Source organism: Methylobacterium terricola (genome assembly GCF_006151805.1).
GTDB lineage: Bacteria > Pseudomonadota > Alphaproteobacteria > Rhizobiales > Beijerinckiaceae > Methylobacterium > Methylobacterium terricola.
In genome coordinates this window covers 64,922-82,824 of sequence record NZ_VDDA01000004.1, presented here as the reverse complement: position 1 = coordinate 82,824, position 17,903 = coordinate 64,922, and the positions used below count along the sequence as shown (strand labels likewise).

Annotated in this window: 16 protein-coding genes; 13 read left to right on the top strand and 3 right to left on the bottom strand. The window is 71.5% G+C overall.

The window, feature by feature from the left end:
* Positions 1–129: 129 nt before the first annotated feature.
* The gene (locus tag FF100_RS10700; RefSeq protein WP_139035726.1) at positions 130–1,179 is read right to left on the bottom strand and encodes a hypothetical protein; all 1,050 of its coding nucleotides are present in this window, start codon (positions 1,177–1,179) and stop codon (positions 130–132) included.
* 162 nt (positions 1,180–1,341) lie between these two features.
* Here FF100_RS10700 and FF100_RS10695 point away from each other — a divergent pair, with 162 nt between their 5' ends.
* From FF100_RS10695 to FF100_RS10670, 6 genes are all read left to right on the top strand, one after another.
* Positions 1,342–2,658: a replication-associated recombination protein A gene (locus FF100_RS10695; protein WP_139035725.1), complete on the top strand. Its 1,317-nt coding sequence runs from the start codon at positions 1,342–1,344 to the stop codon at positions 2,656–2,658.
* Between the two features lie 154 nt (positions 2,659–2,812).
* On the top strand, positions 2,813–3,640 hold the full coding sequence (locus tag FF100_RS10690; protein WP_139035724.1) for a ParA family protein: 828 nt from the start codon (positions 2,813–2,815) through the stop codon (positions 3,638–3,640).
* Positions 3,641–3,750: 110 nt separating this feature from the next.
* Positions 3,751–5,292, top strand: coding sequence for an RluA family pseudouridine synthase (locus FF100_RS10685; RefSeq protein ID WP_139035723.1), 1,542 nt, complete (start codon positions 3,751–3,753; stop codon positions 5,290–5,292).
* Between the two features lie 165 nt (positions 5,293–5,457).
* A complete protein-coding gene (locus FF100_RS10680; RefSeq protein ID WP_139035722.1) occupies positions 5,458–5,916 on the top strand; it encodes a hypothetical protein in 459 nt (152 codons plus the stop codon).
* 128 nt (positions 5,917–6,044) lie between these two features.
* Positions 6,045–6,707, top strand: coding sequence for an HAD-IA family hydrolase (locus tag FF100_RS10675; RefSeq protein ID WP_139035721.1), 663 nt, complete (start codon positions 6,045–6,047; stop codon positions 6,705–6,707).
* Between the two features lie 43 nt (positions 6,708–6,750).
* Complete coding sequence (locus FF100_RS10670) at positions 6,751–7,539, top strand: ATP12 family chaperone protein (protein WP_139035720.1); 789 nt, start codon at positions 6,751–6,753, stop codon at positions 7,537–7,539.
* A gap of 150 nt (positions 7,540–7,689) precedes the next feature.
* Here the strand turns inward: FF100_RS10670 and FF100_RS10665 are convergent, their stop codons facing one another.
* Both FF100_RS10665 and FF100_RS10660 read right to left on the bottom strand, forming a co-directional pair.
* A complete protein-coding gene (locus FF100_RS10665) occupies positions 7,690–7,980 on the bottom strand; it encodes a hypothetical protein (protein WP_139035719.1) in 291 nt (96 codons plus the stop codon).
* A 91-nt stretch (positions 7,981–8,071) separates the two neighbouring features.
* The gene (locus tag FF100_RS10660; protein ID WP_139035718.1) at positions 8,072–8,272 is read right to left on the bottom strand and encodes a hypothetical protein; all 201 of its coding nucleotides are present in this window, start codon (positions 8,270–8,272) and stop codon (positions 8,072–8,074) included.
* 607 nt (positions 8,273–8,879) lie between these two features.
* Between FF100_RS10660 and FF100_RS10655 the strand changes: the two genes are divergently transcribed.
* The 7 genes from FF100_RS10655 to FF100_RS10625 all read left to right on the top strand — a co-directional run bounded on the left by FF100_RS10655 (position 8,880) and on the right by FF100_RS10625 (position 17,812).
* Complete coding sequence (locus FF100_RS10655; protein ID WP_139035717.1) at positions 8,880–10,067, top strand: aminotransferase class V-fold PLP-dependent enzyme; 1,188 nt, start codon at positions 8,880–8,882, stop codon at positions 10,065–10,067.
* A gap of 154 nt (positions 10,068–10,221) precedes the next feature.
* The gene (locus FF100_RS10650) at positions 10,222–11,160 is read left to right on the top strand and encodes a D-2-hydroxyacid dehydrogenase (protein WP_139035716.1); all 939 of its coding nucleotides are present in this window, start codon (positions 10,222–10,224) and stop codon (positions 11,158–11,160) included.
* Between the two features lie 88 nt (positions 11,161–11,248).
* Entirely contained in the window at positions 11,249–12,109 is an 861-nt protein-coding gene (locus FF100_RS10645) for an NADP-dependent methylenetetrahydromethanopterin/methylenetetrahydrofolate dehydrogenase (RefSeq protein ID WP_139035715.1), read from the top strand.
* Positions 12,109–12,738 (top strand): methenyltetrahydrofolate cyclohydrolase, encoded by a 630-nt coding sequence (gene fchA, locus FF100_RS10640; protein WP_139035714.1) that lies wholly within the window; start codon positions 12,109–12,111, stop codon positions 12,736–12,738. Before FF100_RS10645 ends, fchA begins: the two co-directional genes overlap by 1 nt.
* A 130-nt stretch (positions 12,739–12,868) precedes the next feature.
* The gene (locus FF100_RS10635) at positions 12,869–14,038 is read left to right on the top strand and encodes a malate--CoA ligase subunit beta (protein WP_139035713.1); all 1,170 of its coding nucleotides are present in this window, start codon (positions 12,869–12,871) and stop codon (positions 14,036–14,038) included.
* 27 nt (positions 14,039–14,065) lie between these two features.
* Positions 14,066–14,965 (top strand): succinate--CoA ligase subunit alpha, encoded by a 900-nt coding sequence (gene sucD, locus FF100_RS10630; protein WP_139035712.1) that lies wholly within the window; start codon positions 14,066–14,068, stop codon positions 14,963–14,965.
* 99 nt (positions 14,966–15,064) lie between these two features.
* Positions 15,065–17,812, top strand: a complete 2,748-nt coding sequence (locus FF100_RS10625) for a phosphoenolpyruvate carboxylase (protein WP_139035711.1) — start codon at positions 15,065–15,067, stop codon at positions 17,810–17,812.
* Positions 17,813–17,903 lie beyond the last annotated feature (91 nt).

The following is a 17,903-nucleotide window of genomic DNA, read 5'->3' as shown; positions in this document are numbered from 1 at the left end:
CCGGCCGCCGGCAGGGCACCGCCGGGACCGGCAGGGGTCGGGGCGCCCGTCCCCTGCCGGTCCCGGCGTGCCCCGCGCTCAAGGATCAGAGGTGCGGGGGTAACACGGGGAGCCCGGGGAGGGCATGTGTCACGCCTTCTCCCACTGCGCCTCGATGATCGTGTAGACCTTGTCGCTCAGGTTGATGTCCATCTCGACGAGGCCGAGGGTGTTCTTCACCCGGCTCAGGGTCTCGGCGAGCTGGAGCACCGGCTCGGGCACCCGGCGCTCGGGCAGGGCGGGGCCTTCGAGCTTGAGCACGTCGGCCAGCATCGCCGTGTAGGCGCCCCAGAAATGCTGGTGGCCGATGACGTGGAAGCGGGACAGCGCCTCGATGGCGAGCGTCCAGTGTCCCGGCTTCATCGACTCCCCGGGAAAGGTGCAGGAGAGGTCGCGGGTCAGCGGATTCTCCAGGAAGCCGAAGGTCTCCATGTCGATCCGGTCGAAGCCCTTGCGCAGGGCCGAGGTGCTGCCGAGGTCGAGCCCGGCCGCGAAGGCGCAGGGGCCCTGGAGATGGTCGATGCGCCAGCTCTGGGCCGGATCCTTGCCGATCTCCGCCATCCGGCGCAGCCACAGGATGCGCTTGGCCAGCTCGACATAGGGATCGACGACCAGGATCGTCTTCACGTACTCGCCGCTCTGGATCACGTCCTCGTAGCGCTTCAGCAGCAGGCTGCCCTGCAGCAGCATCGAGTCGCTGTACTTGATGTCGATGATGCAGCGCAGCAAGTCGAAATGGATATCGTGGATGCCGAAATACGCCATCGCGAATTCCGGGAAGAGCATGTCGCGGGCGAGGTTGTCCTGGTTGATCGTGTAGTCGAGCGAGAGGACGCGGGACGGGCGATAGAAGGCATCGGCGCGGTGCCGGTAGAGCAGGATGTTGGTGTCGCCGTCGTAGATGTCGTAGCGCGCGGCCTGATCGAGGCCGGGGCAGCTCGTGCCGTCGAGCTTGAAGCCGCAGATGCCGTGGGCGTGCCAGCCGAACTCCTTCAGCTGCGGGTAATGCACCCAGGCCTCGATCACGGCCTCCTGCGTGCGGTCCATGACCACGCGGACGCGTGGCGTACGGCGCATGTCGTCGGGCGCGATCCAGAGCTCGAAGCTCGCCGGGCCGACGACGTTGAAGTTGAATCGCATGCTGCTTGCTAGGCTGAAGACCGGATCCCGGCAAGCGCGCCGGCGTAGGGGGTGATCCCGGCGGCAGGGTAGCAGCTTCGCCGCGCGATGGCATCCTCGCCGGCGGTGGGTGAGGGCGGTCGCGCTCTTGCGGCGTCGCGCCCGGTGGGTGTTGATGCGGGCATGTCCGACCTGTTCGCCTCCGCGGGCCTCGACCGCGACGCTCCCCGCCCCCTCGCCGACACCTTGCGGCCGACGACCCTCGCCGAGGTGGTCGGGCAGGAGCACCTGACCGGGGAGGGCGGCGCGCTGACCCGGCTCTTGCGCGGGCGCAACCTCGGCTCGCTGATCCTGTGGGGACCTCCCGGCACCGGCAAGACCACGGTGGCGCGGCTGCTCGCCGGCGAGACCGACCTGCATTTCGAGCAGATCTCGGCGATCTTCTCCGGCGTCGCCGAACTCCGAAAGGTGTTCGAGGCGGCCCGGGCCCGGCGGGCGGCGGGCCGCGGCACGCTGCTCTTCGTCGACGAGATCCACCGCTTCAACCGGGCCCAGCTCGACGCCTTCCTGCCGGTGGTCGAGGACGGCACCGTCACGCTGGTCGGCGCCACGACGGAGAACCCGTCCTTCGAGCTCAACGCCGCGCTCCTGTCCCGCGCCCGGGTGCTGGTCTTCCGCGCCCTCGACGAGGCGGCGATCGCCCGGCTGCTCGACCGGGCCGAGGCGGTGACCGGGCGGCCCCTGCCCCTCGACGCCGAGGCGCGCGCGGTGCTGGTGCGGATGGCCGACGGCGACGGCCGGGCGGCCCTGACCCTCGCCGAGGAGGTGTGGCGCTCGGCGGCCCCGGGCGAGACCCTGGATGCAGGCCTCCTGCAGGGGCTGATCCAGCGCCGGGCCCCCGTCTACGACAAGGCGCAGGAGGGCCACTACAACCTGATCTCCGCGCTGCACAAGACGATCCGCGGCTCGGACCCGGACGCCGCCCTCTACTATCTCTGCCGGATGCTCGATGCCGGCGAGGACCGGCTGTTCATCGCCCGCCGGCTGGTGCGGGCGGCGGTGGAGGATATCGGGCTGGCCGACCCGCAGGCCCTGGCGGTGGCGAACGCGGCCAAGGAGGCGTTCGACTTCCTCGGCTCGCCGGAGGGCGAGCTGGCGCTGGCCCAGGCAGCCGTCTACCTCGCGACGGCGCCGAAATCGAACGCGGTCTACACCGCCTACAAGGCCGCGACCCGCCTGGCCAAGGAGCACGGCTCGCTGCCACCGCCCCGCACCATCCTCAATGCCCCGACCAAGCTGATGCGCAAGCTCGGCTACGGCGAGGGCTACCGCTACGACCACGACGAGCCCGACGCCTTCTCGGGCCAGGATTACTGGCCGGAGCGGCTGGGCCGTCAGCGGCTCTACGCGCCGACCGAGCGGGGGTTCGAGCGCCGCATCGCCGAGCGCCTGGACTGGTGGGCGGAGACCAGGAAATCCCGCGAGCGCGACGGCGCGTGACGATTTGGTAACCATCCCACCGGAAACTCGGCCGGAACGTCATGGGGCGCTCCAGCGCCCTTGTGACCTTGGGTCATCCGTCGCCGCCTCGTGACCTTGGGGTCACGTGTCACCAGGATGGCCTGCATCGTGTCTCGCCGGGTCGGGGGCTGTGATGGCGGCGCGCATTCTCTCGATCGCCAATTGCAAAGGCGGCACCGGCAAGACGACGACGACCGTCAACCTGGCGGCCGAATTCGGCAGCCGGGGCTACCGGGTGCTCGTCGTCGACCTCGATCCGCAGGGACATAGTGGGCTCGGCTTCAGCGCCCTGGCCGAACTCGGCCTGCCCAACGCCCATACGCCGCTGCGCCGCAGGGGCGGCGGCTTCGACGGCGCCGTGCAGGCGACGGACGAGGACGGCGTCGCGATCATCCCGGCCGACCGCAGCTTCAACGGACAGATGGGTCATGACGACGGTCACTGCCTCGACACGGCCCTGTCGCCCTTGCGGCCGGATTACGACCTCGTCCTGATCGACGTGCCGCCCTCGGCCAGGGCGGTGATGATCTGCGCCCTCCTGCCGAGCAGCGGCGTGGTGGTCCCCACCACCCTCGACCCGCTCGGGCTCGACGGCGTGCGCCAGTTCGCCCGCTCGTTCCACGAGACGATGCTGCGGTTCCGCACCGCGCCGCTCGGCCTCGCCATCGCGCCGATGCGGATCGACCTGCGCACCACTGTCGAGAGGGAGACCCTGGCCCAGCTCCGCACCGGCTTCGGGCCGGACCAGCAGGTCCGGGGCGTGCGCGTCGACGTGGCGGTGAGCGAGGCCTTCGCCCGGCGCCAGCCGCTGCGCCGCTGCCGCCCGCAGGCCCGCGCCACCGCCGATTTCGCCGCGCTGGCCGACGACCTGGCCCAGCGTTTCGGGCTCGAGCAGGGCCCGGCCGCCGAGGCCCTCGGGCGCAGCGAGGGATTTGCCCGGGCCTCCTGCTCCTGGGCCTGAGCTTTTCGGACGCACGGCAACACCCTGATTCGGCGGCGAAAGCTCAAATCCCGCAAGGGGGCGAGGTGTCGGGCGTGACGGAAGGGCTCGCGGGTGCTACGAGCCGCCGCATGACGAAGCCTCCTTCTCGCGGCGGTTCCGGGCGGTCGCGGACCGGCCCGGGCGGACCCGCCTCGGGCCGCCCGCCGCGGGTCCGCACCGGACCACGCAACACCGCCCGCGATGCCGCCGAGCGCGCCGCCGGCCTGGTGGTCTCCAACCGCGCCCCTCCGACGGCGGCCCGCCCCGCCTTCGGCCGCGACATGAGCGACGCCTCGCCCTGGGAACGGGACGAAGCGCCGGCCCGCGTGCCGGCCGGGAAATTTCCCGCCAAGCCGAAATCGGACACGCCGAGATCCGAGCGCCCGCCCGCCCGCACCGCACGGAATGCCGAGCAGGAGGGCCGTCCACCGGCCCGGCCGCGCCGGCGCGAGGATCGGCAAGAGAACCGGCAAGAGAACCGGCATGCGGGGCGGGACGATCGCCGGATCGAGCACCGGGAGACCGGCGATGCGCCGCGCCGCGCTCCCGCGGAGGCCGAGGCTGCGGCGGGCAAGCCCGCGACGGCCAAGCCGCCGACCCGCCGGGCCCTGCGCGAGGCGACGGCCGAGGCCCTCGCCACAGGGGTGCAGACCCTGGAGGTGACGCCGGACGAGGCCGGGATGCGGATCGACCGCTTCCTTTCGGCCCGCTTCCCGCAGCTGCCCTTCACCCGCATCCAGAGCCTGGTGCGCAAGGGCGAGTTGCGGGTGAACGGCAAGCGCGCCAAGGCCGCCGACCGGGTCGAGCCCGGGTCCAGCGTGCGGGTGCCGCCGCTGAGCCTCGAGGCGCGTGCCCCGGCCCCGGGCTCGCCCCGGGCGGAGGGGGATCTGGCCTTCCTGCGCTCCCTGATCCTCTACGAGGACCAGGACATGATGGTGCTCAACAAGCCGTTCGGCCTCGCGGTCCAGGGCGGCTCGGGCACCACCCGCCACGTCGACGGCCTGCTCGAGGCGATGCGCGACAAGGACGGCCAGAAGCCGCGCCTCGTCCACCGCCTCGACAAGGATACGGCGGGCTGCCTGATCATCGCCAAGACCCGGCTCGCCGCGGCGACGCTCGCCAAGACCTTCCGGTCGCGGGCGGCGCGCAAGATCTACTGGGCGCTCGCCGCCGGGGTGCCGAAGGTGCGCCAGGGCCGGATCTCGACCTACCTCGCCAAGGAGGAGATCGGCGACGCCGACGCCCGGATGCGGGTGGCCAAGCACGGCGACGAGGGCGCGAGCCACGCCCTGACCTACTACGCCCTGGTCGACCAGGCCGGGCAGAAGCTGGCTTGGCTGTCGCTGAAGCCGGTCACCGGGCGCACTCACCAGCTGCGCGCCCACGCGGCGCATATCGGCCACCCGCTGGTCGGCGACCCGAAGTATTTCGACATCGAGAACTGGGAGCTGCCCGGCGGCCTGCAGAACCGCCTGCACCTGCTCGCCCGGCGCATCGTGATCCCGCATCCGCGCACCGCCAAGCCGATCGACGTGACGGCGCCGCTGCCGCCCCACATGGCGCAGAGCTGGAACCTGCTCGGCTTCGACGCGTCCCGGTACGACCCGATCGTGGAGGCGCCGGAGGCGTGACGCCGCCGGGGCCGTCCTCGCTCCAGCCGCCTTCCTGCCCTTGGGGAGGAAGGCGCCGGCGAGGGAGGCCTTGGCAGGACGCCCGCGCGCCTTATTCTCAGCACCGGCGGTCGCGACCACGGCGCCAGCGCGGGCCCGCGGCCCATCGGGAGTGAGACAAGCCAGATGAAACCCGCCGCGCTCGCCGGCCTCGGCCTGATCGGAGTCCTCGCCCTCGGCACGGCGCAGGCCCAGACCCCCACCGTGCCGGACCCGGTGCCCGCCCCGACCGCCCGGCCGGACGGCAGGCCCGCGCCGGCTCGGCCGGACGGCCGCCATGAGAGCCGGCAAGAGGGACGGCAAGAGGGTCGCCAGGAGACGCGGCAGGACGCTCGGCCAGAGACCCGCCAGGACGGCCGCGGCGCAGGCCCCGCCGAGACCGGCGCACAGGCGACCCGGCCGGCCGGGACGGAGCGCGCCGCGACGCCCCGGCGGCGCCGTCCGAGCTATGCTGCCTGCAACCGCGCCTCGCAGCGGCGCAGCCTGCATGGCGGCGCGCGGCGCCGCTTCCTGATCCGCTGCCGCCTGGGCTATGAGCGGATCCAGCCGGGCCAGCCGGCCCGCGCCAAGCCGTCTCAGCCCTGAGGCCAGGAGCTTCGAGGCCATTAGCTTCGAGGCCAAGAGCCTCGAGGCCGGGAGCTTCGAGGCACGAAGCCTCGAGGATGCGCGCGGGCCGGTCACCGTCCGGCCCGGAACGAGGCGCCCGAACACCCATGCTCCTGATCGTCTTCGACGTCGACGGCACCCTGGTCGACAGCCAGCACATGATCGTGGCGGCCCAACGCGAAGCCTTCGCCGCGGTGGGGCTGCCGGCGCCGACGCGGGAACGCTCGCTCTCGGTGGTCGGGCTGTCGCTGCCGCAGGCCTTCACCGCCCTCGTCGGGGCGGACGGGCCGGTGGTCGCCCTCTCCGAGGCCTACAAGCAGTCGTTCGGCCGGCTGCGGGCCCAGGCCGAGATCCGCGAGGCGCTGTTTCCCGGCGCCGCCGCGCTGCTGGCGCGGCTCAACCGCGAGCCGCACGTGCAGCTCGGCATCGCCACCGGCAAGTCCCGCCGCGGCGTCGATCACCTCGTCGCCCTCCATGGCTGGGAGGGCTGGTTCGCCACGGTGCAGACCGCCGACGACGCCCCCTCGAAACCGCACCCGGCGATGCTGGAGCAGGCGATGGCCGAGACCGGGGCCGAGCCGGCGCAGACCGTGATGATCGGCGACACGACCTACGACATGATGATGGCGCGGGGCGCCCATGTCACGGCCCTCGGCGTCGCCTGGGGCTATCACACCTCGGACGCGCTGCGGAACGCCGGCGCTCACGCGGTGATGGACAGCATGTCGGCGCTCGAAGAGGCCCTCCTCGAGCGCGTCGCGGCCGCGTGAGCCCGTCTCGCAACCGCCGGCCCGAACTCCTATCTGGGTGCTCATGACGAACGACGTGACCCGCGACTGGCTCGGGGACCCGGAGGCTTCGCCCGATCCGGTCCGCGCCGCCCGCCAATCGGCGAAGCCCGCGCTGCCGAAGCGCTTTTACAAGGAGGCCGGCGTCGCGCCGTCCGAGGACGGCTTTCGCCTGGTCCTCGACGGCCGCCCGGCCCATACCCCGGCCCGCCGCCGCCTCGCGGTGGCGCAGGCCGCCCTGGCCGAGGCCCTGGCCGAGGAATGGGGCGCGCAAGGCGAGTTCATCGATCCGGCGCGGATGCCGCTCACCCGCCTCGTCAACTCGGCCCTCGACGGGGTGGCCGAGCGGCGCGAGGCGGTGATCGACGATCTGTCGGCCTATGCCGGCACCGACCTCGTCGTCTACCGGGCCGGCGACCCGGCGCGGCTCGTGGCGGCGCAAGCCGCCGCCTGGGACCCGGTGCTGGCCTGGGCGCACGAGACGCTCGGCGCTCGGTTCGTGCTGAGCGAGGGCGTGATGCACGTCACGCAGCCGGAGGCGTCGGTGCAGGCCCTGCGCCGTGCGATCGAGGCCGTGGGGAGCCCGACGGCGCTCGCCGGCCTGCACTCGATGACGACGCTCACCGGCTCGCTGCTGATCGCGCTCGCCGTCCTGCACGGTCGCCTGACGCCGCCGGAAGGGTGGGCGGCCGCCCATGTCGACGAGACCTTCCAGGCCGAGGTCTGGGGCCGGGACGCCGAGGCCGAGGCGCGGCTCGCCAAGCGGCGGGAGGAGTTCGAGGCGGCGGCGCGGGTGGCGGCGTTGAGCGCCTGACTTCGCGCGCGGGATCGCGATGGCCCTCACGCGCACCCTGCCGGTCCAGGACCGCGCAGCGGCGGGCGGACTTGCGCCGTGACGTGCGGGCGGCCGGGGTCGATCACCAGGCTCGGCAAGCCGGGGCAGGGCGCCCCGGCTTCGATCGACTTACTTCTTCAGCGAACCGGTGGCGATGTCGGCATTGGGGTCGACCATCTGCGGGACCGACGGACCGAAGGCGACGAGGCCGCTCGTATCGATCCCGCGCACGTTCACCTCGGCGCCCGGCGCCATCATGGGCAGGGCGGCGAAGAGCGGCATGCCGGACGGCACGCTCCCGGAGAAGCCCGGCACGTCGAGGGCGGGAATGCCGGCCTGGTCGAGGGTGGTCCCCTCGGCGCGGGCGGCGGCGGAGCCGGCGAGCACGAGGCCGGCCGCGATGACGGTCTTGAAGAGCATCTTCGGAACTCCGGGCTAAGGCACATCTTGCCAAGGCGTTTCTTGCCAAGACAATGCGCGAACCCCGGTCTTGGTTCTCGAAAAGATAAGCTTATCCGGCGGCGCGCCAGACCTGCTCCGGCGCGATCGCGGCCGGCAGCTGGTGGAACAGGTGGAAGCCGCGGGTCTCGGCGCCGCGCTCGGCGATCTCGGCGCAGAAGCCGGGCGGCGCCTCGGACGGCGCAGCGATGTTGCCGGCATAGGTCCAGGCCTCGCCGGTGATGAAGGCCGGCACCGGGAAGTCGTTCGGCACCGCGCAGACCAGATCCGGCTCGGCGCGCCGGCGAAACAGATTGTAGGTCGACCAGCGCCGGACCGTCCGCGGCCTGGGACGCGTCGACTCTGTACGGGCGAGTTCGGCACGGGTCGATTCTGCGCATGTGAATTCAGCGCGTGTGAGTCCCGAGCTCACGCTGCTCGCAATCATGGAACGGTCTCCCCCCGGTTCCGACCCGTTGCATCTTGAGGTCGATGCATATCCGCCGTGGCCGGTACCGCTGATCACATTCGATAAGGTTTGCGGCTTTTCTGAGCAATACTGCCGATATGGTCTAGCCTCGACTGAGCCGTGCGGCGGAAGAGGGCGGTGCCTCCCCCTTTGGGGGGAGGGCGCGGCGGGCATTTCAATTTTTTTAACATGGGGCTCAGTTTTTTCAATTTTCCTTCCGGAATCGGTCCTCGCATAGTCGCTCTCGACAGGGCGATCCGGGGCGCGGATGGCGGCGTGCCGCCCCGTTTTCTTCGGATCCGACCGTCCGATCCCCGTCGCACCGCCGACGCGCCGGATCGCGCAACCGATTTCACGAGACCGGACGACCAGAACGTCCGGGTTCAACGCCCACAGGGCCGGAGGAGACATCATGGCTGGATCGAGACGTCCGGGACGCAACTTTCTCTTCGTTCCGGGTCCGACCAACATCCCCGAGCGGGTCCAGCGCGCGATGCTCGTGCCGTCCGAGGACCACCGCTCCTCGGCCTTTCCCGAGCTGACGCTGCCGCTGTTTCAGGAGACCAAGAAGGTCTTCAAGTCCCGCGAGGGCCAGATCTTCCTCTTTCCCTCGACGGGCACCGGCGCCTGGGAAGCGGCGCTGACCAACACGCTCTCCCCCGGCGACCGGGTGCTGGCGCCGCGTTACGGCCAGTTCAGCACGCTGTGGATCGACCTCGCCCGCCGGGTCGGCCTCGACGTCGAGGTCCAGGAGGAGGAGTGGGGCTGCGGCGCCGATCCGGCGCGGATCGAGGAGGCCCTGCGGGCCGACCGCGAGCACCGGATCAAGGCGGTGCTGGTGGTCCACAACGAGACCACAACCGGCGTCACCTCCGATATCGGCGCGGTCCGCAAGGCGATGGACGCGGCGAACCACCCGGCGATGCTCTACGTCGACGGCGTGTCGTCGATCGGCAGCATCGACTTCCGGGCCGAGGAATGGCGCGTCGACTGCGCCATCACCGGCTCGCAGAAGGGCCTGATGCTGCCGGCGGGCCTCGGGATCGTCTGCGTCAGCCAACGGGCGCTGGAGGCCGCGAAGACCGCCGAGTGCCGGCGCGTCTACTTCGACTTCAACGACCAGGCCAAAGCCAACGCCACCGGCTACTTCCCCTACACGCCGTCCGTGCCGATGCTCTACGGCCTGCGCGAGGCCCTTCGCTGCGTCGAGGACGAGGGGCTGGAGGCCATCTTCGCCCGCCACCGCCGGCTCGCCGACGGAACCCGGGCTGCGGTCAAGGCCTGGGGCCTGACGCTCTGCGCCAAGGAACCGAAGTGGCACTCCAACACGGTGAGCGCCGTGATGGTGCCGGAGGGGATCAATGGCGCCGACGTGATCGACATCGCCTATCGCCGCTACAACCTCGCCCTCGGCGCCGGCCTGTCGCTCGTGGCGGGCAAGCTCTTCCGCATCGGCCATATCGGCGACCTCAACGAGCTGATGCTGCTCGGCGCGCTCGCGGGCGTCGAGATGGCGATGCAGGATGCGGGCATCCGCATCACCCCCGGCAGCGGCGTCGCGGCGGCGACGGAGCATTTTCGGAATACGCGGGAGGGGTGAGGTACCCGCTTCTCCCCTCTCCCACACGGGAGAGGGGATCTTGCGCTCCATGCCCTCGACCGGCTGCCGGGACCCGGCCCGGCATGCCATTCTGCCCCGCCCCGCCCATCCCGAGAGCGGGGATCACGAAAAGACCGCCGGAGAACGCCCTCCCATGTCCCACCGCATCGTCTTCCTCGACCGCGAGACCCTGGATGCGACCCTGCGGCCCCCGAGCTTCCCGCACGACTACGTCGAGCACGCGGTGACGGCGCCCGACGAGATCGTGGCGCGGCTGAAGGGCGCCGACATCGCCATCATCAACAAGGTGCCGATGCGGGAAGACACGCTGGCGCAGCTGCCCGACCTGAAGCTGATCGCGGTCGCGGCGACCGGCACCGACGTGGTCGACAAGGCCGCCGCCAAGGCCCGCGGCATCACCGTCGTCAACATCCGCAACTACGCCTTCAACACCGTGCCGGAGCACGTGATCGGGCTGATCTTCGCGTTGCGCCGGGCGATCGTTCCCTATGCCAACTCGGTCCGGCGCGGCGACTGGGCCAGGGCGCGGCACTTCTGCTACTTCGACTACCCGATCCGCGACGTCGCCGGCTCGACGCTCGGCATCGTCGGCTACGGCGCGCTCGGCAAGTCGATCGGCCAGCGGGCCGAGGCGCTCGGCATGCGGGTGCTCGCCTACGACGTGATGCCCCAACCGGGTCTCGTCGATCTCGACACGATCCTCCGCGAGAGCGACGTCATCACGCTGCACGCGCCGCTGACGCCGGAGACCCGCAACATGATCGGGCGGGGCGAGCTGGCGCGGATGAAGCGCGACGCGATCCTGATCAACACCGCCCGCGGCGGCCTCGTCGACGAGGCGGCGCTCGCCGAGGCCCTGACCGCCGGTACGATCGGCGGCGCCGGCTTCGACGTGCTGACCAGCGAGCCGCCGCGGGACGACAACCCGCTCCTCGCCCTCGACCTGCCGAACCTCATCATCACCCCCCACGTCGCCTGGGCGAGCCGCCAGGCCATGCAGATCCTCGCCGACCAGGTCGTCGACAACATCGAGGCCTTCGTGGCCGGCCGGCCGCAGAACGTGGTGGAGTAGGGCGGACGGGGACGCTAACCCGCTCTCGCCTACCTCGAAGGATGGATGCCCCGCGAAGGCCCGGAGGCCCGCGGCGGAAAGGATCACGATGAAGAAGCTTCTGTTCCAGTTCGACACCGACCCGATGCCCAGCGTGTTCGACGTGGTGGTGGGCTACGACGGCGGCGCCGACATCATCACCGGCTACCCGAACGTGACGCCCGACAATGTCGGGGCGCTGGTCGACGGCACGATCTACACCCGCGGTGGCTCGGAGAAGAAATCGACCGCGATCTTCGTCGGCGGCGGCAGCATGGCGGCCGGCGAGGCGGTGTTCAAGGCGGTGCGCAAGCGCTTCTTCGGCCCGTTCCGGGTGTCGTGCATGCTCGATTCCAACGGCTCGAACACCACCGCGGCGGCCGGCGTCGCCCTCGTCGCCAAGGCGGCGGGCTCGCTCGAGGGCAAGCGCGCCCTGGTGCTCGCCGGCACCGGCCCGGTCGGGATGCGCTCGGCGGCCCTGCTCGCCAAGGAGGGCGCCGCCGTGACGCTCGCCGGGCGCAGCCTCGCGAAGGCGGAAGAAGCCGCCAAGGCGATCGAGACCCGCTTCAAGGTGTCGATCCGGGCGATCGAGACCCCGGACGCCGAATCCCGCGGCGCGGCGCTCGCCGAGGCCGAGGTGGCGTTCTCGGCCGGCGCGATCGGCCTCGAACTCGCCTCCGAGCCGCAGTGGCAGGGAGCGAAGGACCTCGCCTTCCTGGCCGATTACAACGCCCAGCCGCCCCTCGGCTTCGGCGGGATCGAGGCCACCGACAAGGGCAAGGAGCGCCACGGCAAGACGGTGTTCGGCGCGCTCGGCATCGGCGGCCTGAAGCTCAAGCTGCACCGGGCCTGCGTGGCCAAGCTGTTCGAGAGCAGCGAATTGGTCCTCGACGCGGAAGAGATCTACGCGCTCGCGAAAGAGATGGCGTGATGGCGAACGCAGAGGACACGATCCCGGGCTTCCTCGACGCCCTGGCGAGCGAGCGCCCGACCCCCGGCGGCGGCGGCGCGGCGGCGATCTCCGGCGCCATGGGGGCCGCCCTGGTCTCGATGGTCTGCAACCTCACCATCGGCAAGAAGAAGTACGCCGAGGTCGAGGCCGAGATGATCGCGACCCGCGACCGCGCCGAAAGCTTGCGGGCCGAGCTCACCGGCATGATCGCCGAGGACGTGAGCGCCTTCAATGCCGTGATGGGCGCCTACGGCCTGCCGAAGGCGAGCGACGACGAGAAGGCGGCCCGCGCGGCCGCGATCCAGGACGCCCTGCGGCTCGCCACCGACGTGCCGCTCGCCTGCGCCAAGACCTGCCGGGCGGTGATCGACCTGTGCGAGGGAATCGCCGAGCGCGGCAACCTCAACGTGGTCAGCGATGCCGGCGTCGCCGTGCTGGCGGCCCAGGCCGGCCTGCGCAGCGCCGCCCTCAACGTCTACGTCAACGCCAAGGCGATCGAGGACCGGACCTTCGCCGAAGGCCGCCTCGCCGATCTCGCCCGGGCGCTCGACGGCGCCGACGCCCTGACCGAGCGGGTCTACGGGCTGGTCAAGTCCAAGCTGACCTGACGGTCGGCCGCCGCCCGGCGCAATAACCGGGCATTAGAGCGAAGCAACGCAACCGCGCTTTTCAGCCGGGCGCGAGGGAACCCCTCGCGCCCGGAGCGGGAAGCCTTTGCCCCAACGACAGGAGGACGCCATGGACGTGCACGAGTACCAGGCCAAGGAGCTGCTCGCGAGCTTCGGCGTGCCGATCCCGAAGGGAGCCGTCGCCTTCAGCCCCGACCAGGCGGTCTATGCCGCGACCGAGCTCGGCGGCGGGCACTGGGCGGTGAAGGCGCAGATTCATGCCGGCGCCCGCGGCAAGGCCGGCGGCATCCGGCTCTGCCGCACCACCCACGAGGTCCGCGACGCGGCGAACGACCTGCTCGGCCGGCGCCTCGTCACGCACCAGACCGGCCCCGAGGGCAAGCCGGTGCAGCGGGTCTATATCGAGACCGCCGACCCGTTCGAGCGCGAGCTCTATCTCGGCATCGTCCTCGACCGGAAGGTCGAGCGGGTGCGGGTCCTGGCCTCCAAGGCCGGCGGCATGGACATCGAGGAGATCGCCGCGACCGATCCGGACGCGCTGCTCCAGGTGGTGGTGGAGCCCGCGGTCGGCCTCCAGCCCTTCGAGGCGCGCGAACTCGCCTTCCAGCTCGGCCTCACCATCAAGCAGGTCGGCGCCGCCGTGAAGACGATCATGAGCGCCTACCGGGCGTTCCGCGATTGCGACGCCGTGATGCTGGAGATCAACCCGCTGGTCGTCACCCGCGACGACCGGGTCCTGGCCCTCGACGCCAAGATGTCGTTCGACGACAACGCCCTGTTCCGGCGCCGCCAGATCGCCGACATGCACGATCCGTCGCAGAGCGACCCGCGCGAGGCCCAGGCCGCCGAGCACAACCTGAACTACATTGGCCTCGACGGCGAGATCGGCTGCATCGTCAACGGCGCCGGCCTCGCCATGGCGACCATGGACATGATCAAGCACGCCGGCGGCGAGCCGGCGAACTTCCTCGATGTCGGCGGCGGCGCCTCGCCGCAGCGGGTCGCCACGGCCTTCCGGCTCGTCCTCTCGGACCCGAACGTGCGGGCGATCCTGGTCAACATCTTCGCCGGCATCAACCGCTGCGACTGGATCGCCGAGGGCGTGGTCCAGGCCGCCCGCGAGGTGAAGATCGGCGTGCCTCTCGTGGTGCGGCTGGCCGGCACCAACGTCGAGGCCGGCAAGGCGATCCTGGAGAAGAGCGGCCTCGACCTCATCACCGCCGACACCCTGACGGAGGCCGCCGAGAAGGCGGTGGCCGCCATCCGCACCAAGAACTGAGGCCAAGACCGTGAGGAGAGACGCCCGATGAGCATCCTGATCAACGAGACGACCCGGATCCTGGTCCAGGGCATCACCGGCGACAAGGGCAGCTTCCACGCCCGCGAGATGGTCGAGTACGGCACGAAGGTCGTCGCCGGCGTCACCCCGGGCAAGGGCGGCCGCACCGAGCACGGCGTGCCGGTCTTCGACACCGTGCGCCAGGCGGTGCAGGAGACGGGCGCGGAGGCCAGCATCACCTTCGTGGCGCCGCCCTTTGCCGCCGACGCCATCATGGAGGCGGCGGATGCCGGCATCCGGCTGATCTGCTCGATCACCGACGGCATCCCGGCCCAGGACATGATGCGGGTCAAGCGCTACCTGCGGCGCTACCCCCGGGAGCGCCGGCCGATGGTGGTCGGGCCGAACTGCGCCGGCATCATCTCGCCCGGCAAGGCGATGCTCGGCATCATGCCCGGCCACATCTACCTGAAGGGCAATATCGGGGTGATCTCGCGCTCCGGCACCCTCGGCTACGAGGCGGCGGCGCAGATGAAGGCGGTGGGCCTCGGCATCTCGACCTCGGTCGGCATCGGCGGCGACCCGATCAACGGCTCGTCCTTCCTCGACCACCTCGCCCTGTTCGAGGAGGACCCGGACACCGCGGCGGTGCTGATGATCGGCGAGATCGGCGGCCCGCAGGAAGCCGAGGCGGCGGCCTGGATCCAGAAGAACATGCGCAAGCCGGTGGTCGGCTTCGTCGCCGGGCTGACGGCGCCGAAGGGCCGCAAGATGGGCCATGCCGGCGCGATCATCTCGGCGGCCGGCGACAGCGCGGCCGAGAAGGCCGAGATCATGCGCTCCTACGGCCTCACCGTGGCGCCGAGCCCGGGCGCCTTCGGGACGACCATGGCGCAGGTGATGGCCGGGCACCGCAAGGCGGCGTGAGCGGTCGCCCGTCAGGCACGGGATCCCCTCTCCCGTGTGGGAGAGGGGAGCGCGCGCATCTCCCGAAAATTCTCCCTCGACCCCCACGGGGAGCCCCCGATGATCCACACTCCCGCTCCCGACACCCCCTTCATCCCGCCGCTGATCTCCGGCACCGAGGATCGCGTCGCCCTCGACGTGCTGTTCCGCTCGCTGGTGGATGTCTGCCGGCGCCACCAGCCGGAGCTGGAGGCGACCCTGCGCGGGCAGGCGGACATCGCCGGGATGTCGCCGGAGCTGACGGCGCGGGCGCTGCAGGTCCAGGGCATCTGGTTTCAGCTGATCGCCATCGCCGAGCAGAACACCGCGATGCGCCGGCGCCGCCACGTCGAGCGCAATGCCGGGCGCGACCGGCTCAAGAACTCGTTCAGCGCCGTGCTCGCCCGGGCCGCCGCGCAGGGCGTGCCGGCATCGACCGTGCACGAGCTCCTGACGTCGTTGCGCGTGCGGCCGACCCTGACGGCGCACCCGACCGAGGCCAAGCGGGTCACGGTGCTGGAGAAGTTCCGCCGCATCTACCTGATCCTGAAGGAGCTGGAGATGCCGCGCTGGACCGAGCGCGAGCGCCACGCCCTGATGGACGACCTGCGCGACGAGATCGAGCTGGTCTGGATGACCGGCGAGCTGCATCTCGAGAAGCCGACCGTCGACCGCGAGGTCGCCTGGGGCCTGCATTTCTTCGACGAGACCCTGTTCGAGATGCTGCCCGAGACGCTGGGCTCGCTCGAGGAGGCCTTGCAGGCGGCCTATCCGGGCGCCCGCTTCGAGGTGCCGGCCTTCTTCCAGTTCGGCTCGTGGATCGGCGGCGACCGGGACGGCAACCCCTTCGTCACCGCCGAGGTGACGCGGCGCACGCTCAGGCGCAACGCCCGCGCGAGCCTCGCGCGCTACCGCGACGGGATCGCCGGGCTTGCCCGCACGCTCTCGATCAGCGCCCGGGCCCTGCCGGTGCCGGACGGATTCGCGCTCGCGCTTGCCGACCAGCTCGCATTGCAGCTGGACGGCGATGAGATCGCGCGGCGCAACCCGGGCGAGCCTTACCGGCAATTCCTGACCTGCCTCGGCCGGCGCCTCGACGCGACGGTCGCCGGGCTGGAGGAGGCGCCCCGGCCCGGGGCGACCGGCCCCGGCTACGGTGACGCCGACCTGCTGATCGCCGACCTGCGCAGCCTCGAACAGGGCCTGGCCGAGGCGGGATGCCCGTCGCTCGCCGCCAACCGGGTGCGGCCGGTGCGCCGGATGGTCGAGATCTTCCGCTTCTCGACGGTGCGGCTCGACATCCGCGAGAACACCACCCGCACCACCCGGGCGCTCCAGGCCCTGTGGCGCCGGGATCACGAGGGCGAGCCGCCGGATGTCGACGCCCCAGCCTGGACCGCCTGGCTCGAAGCGGAGCTCGCCCGCCCGCTCGACGGCCTGCCCGACCTCGGCGGCCTGCCCGAGGAGGTGCGGGAGACGCTCTCGACCTTCCGGCTGGTGGCGGAGATGCGCGGCAGCCTCGACCGCGAGGCCTTCGGCGCCTTCGTGCTGTCGATGACCCATTCGGTCCCCGACATCCTTGGAATCTACCTGCTGGCGAAGACCGCCGGGGTGTTCCTCGACGCGGCCGGGACCGAGATCTGCCCGCTGCCGATCGTGCCGCTTTTCGAGACCATCGACGACCTGCGCGCCGCACCCGCGATCATGCGGGCGCTGCTCAAGATCCCGGTCGTGCGCCGCTCCGCCCGCCAGCAGGGCGGGGTGCAGGAGGTGATGATCGGCTACTCGGATTCGAACAAGGACGGCGGCTTCATCGCCTCGAACTGGGAACTGGCGAAGGCGCAAGCGCGCCTGACCCAGGTCGGCGAGCAGGCCGGGATCGGCATCGCGTTCTTCCACGGCCGCGGCGGCTCGGTCAGCCGGGGCGGGGCGCCGACCGCCCGGGCGATCGCCGCGCAGCCGCCGAGCTCGATCCGGGGCCGGTTCCGCACCACCGAGCAGGGCGAGGTGGTGTCGTTCAAGTACGCCAACCGCGGCACCGCCGCCTACCAGATGGAGCTGCTCGCCTCGGCGGTGCTGGCCCACGCCCTCGACGGCGCGGCCGGCGGGGTGCCGACGGCGAACCCGGAATTCGACGACGTGATGGAGGCCCTGTCCGGCGCCTCGCGGGCGGCCTACGCGCAGCTCCTGACGCATCCGGACCTCGTCACGTATTTCGGCGCCGCGAGCCCGCTCGACGAGATCGCGCTGCTCAATATCGGCTCGCGCCCGGCCCGCCGCTTCGGCGCCCGCAGCCTCGCCGATCTGCGGGCGATCCCCTGGGTCTTCGCCTGGAGCCAGAACCGGCACGGCATCACCGGCTGGTACGGGGTCGGCAGCGGGTTGAAGAGCCTTCTCGACGTGCGCGGGGAGGGCGGCCGGGCGCTGCTGCGGCGGATGTTCGAGCAGTCGCCGCTCTTCCGCCTGGTGATGGACGAGGTCGAGAAGACGCTTCTCACCGTCGATCTCGGAATCGCCCGCGACTTCGCCGGCCTGTGCCCGGACGAGGCTGCCCGCGAGGCGGTCTTCGGGATGATCGAGGCCGAGTATCGGCTGACCTGTGCGATGGCCCTGGAGGTGAGCGGCGCGCCCACGCTCGCCGAGCGGTTCCCGCTCTACCGAGGCCGCCTCACCGAGCGGCTGCCGGTGCTCAACCAGGTCAGCCGCGAACAGGTCGACCTCCTGCGCCGCTTCCGGGCCGAAACCGACGAGGCGCAGCGCGAGACGCTGAAATCCGCCCTGCTCCTGTCGATCAACTGCGTGGCGACGGGATTCGGGGCGACGGGGTGAGATCGTCCCACCCGCGTGCCGGGTCGGGCGCGGGCCGTCGCAAGCGGAGGCGCGGCCGTCTCCCCGCCCGCGGGGAGAGAAGGTTCCTGCG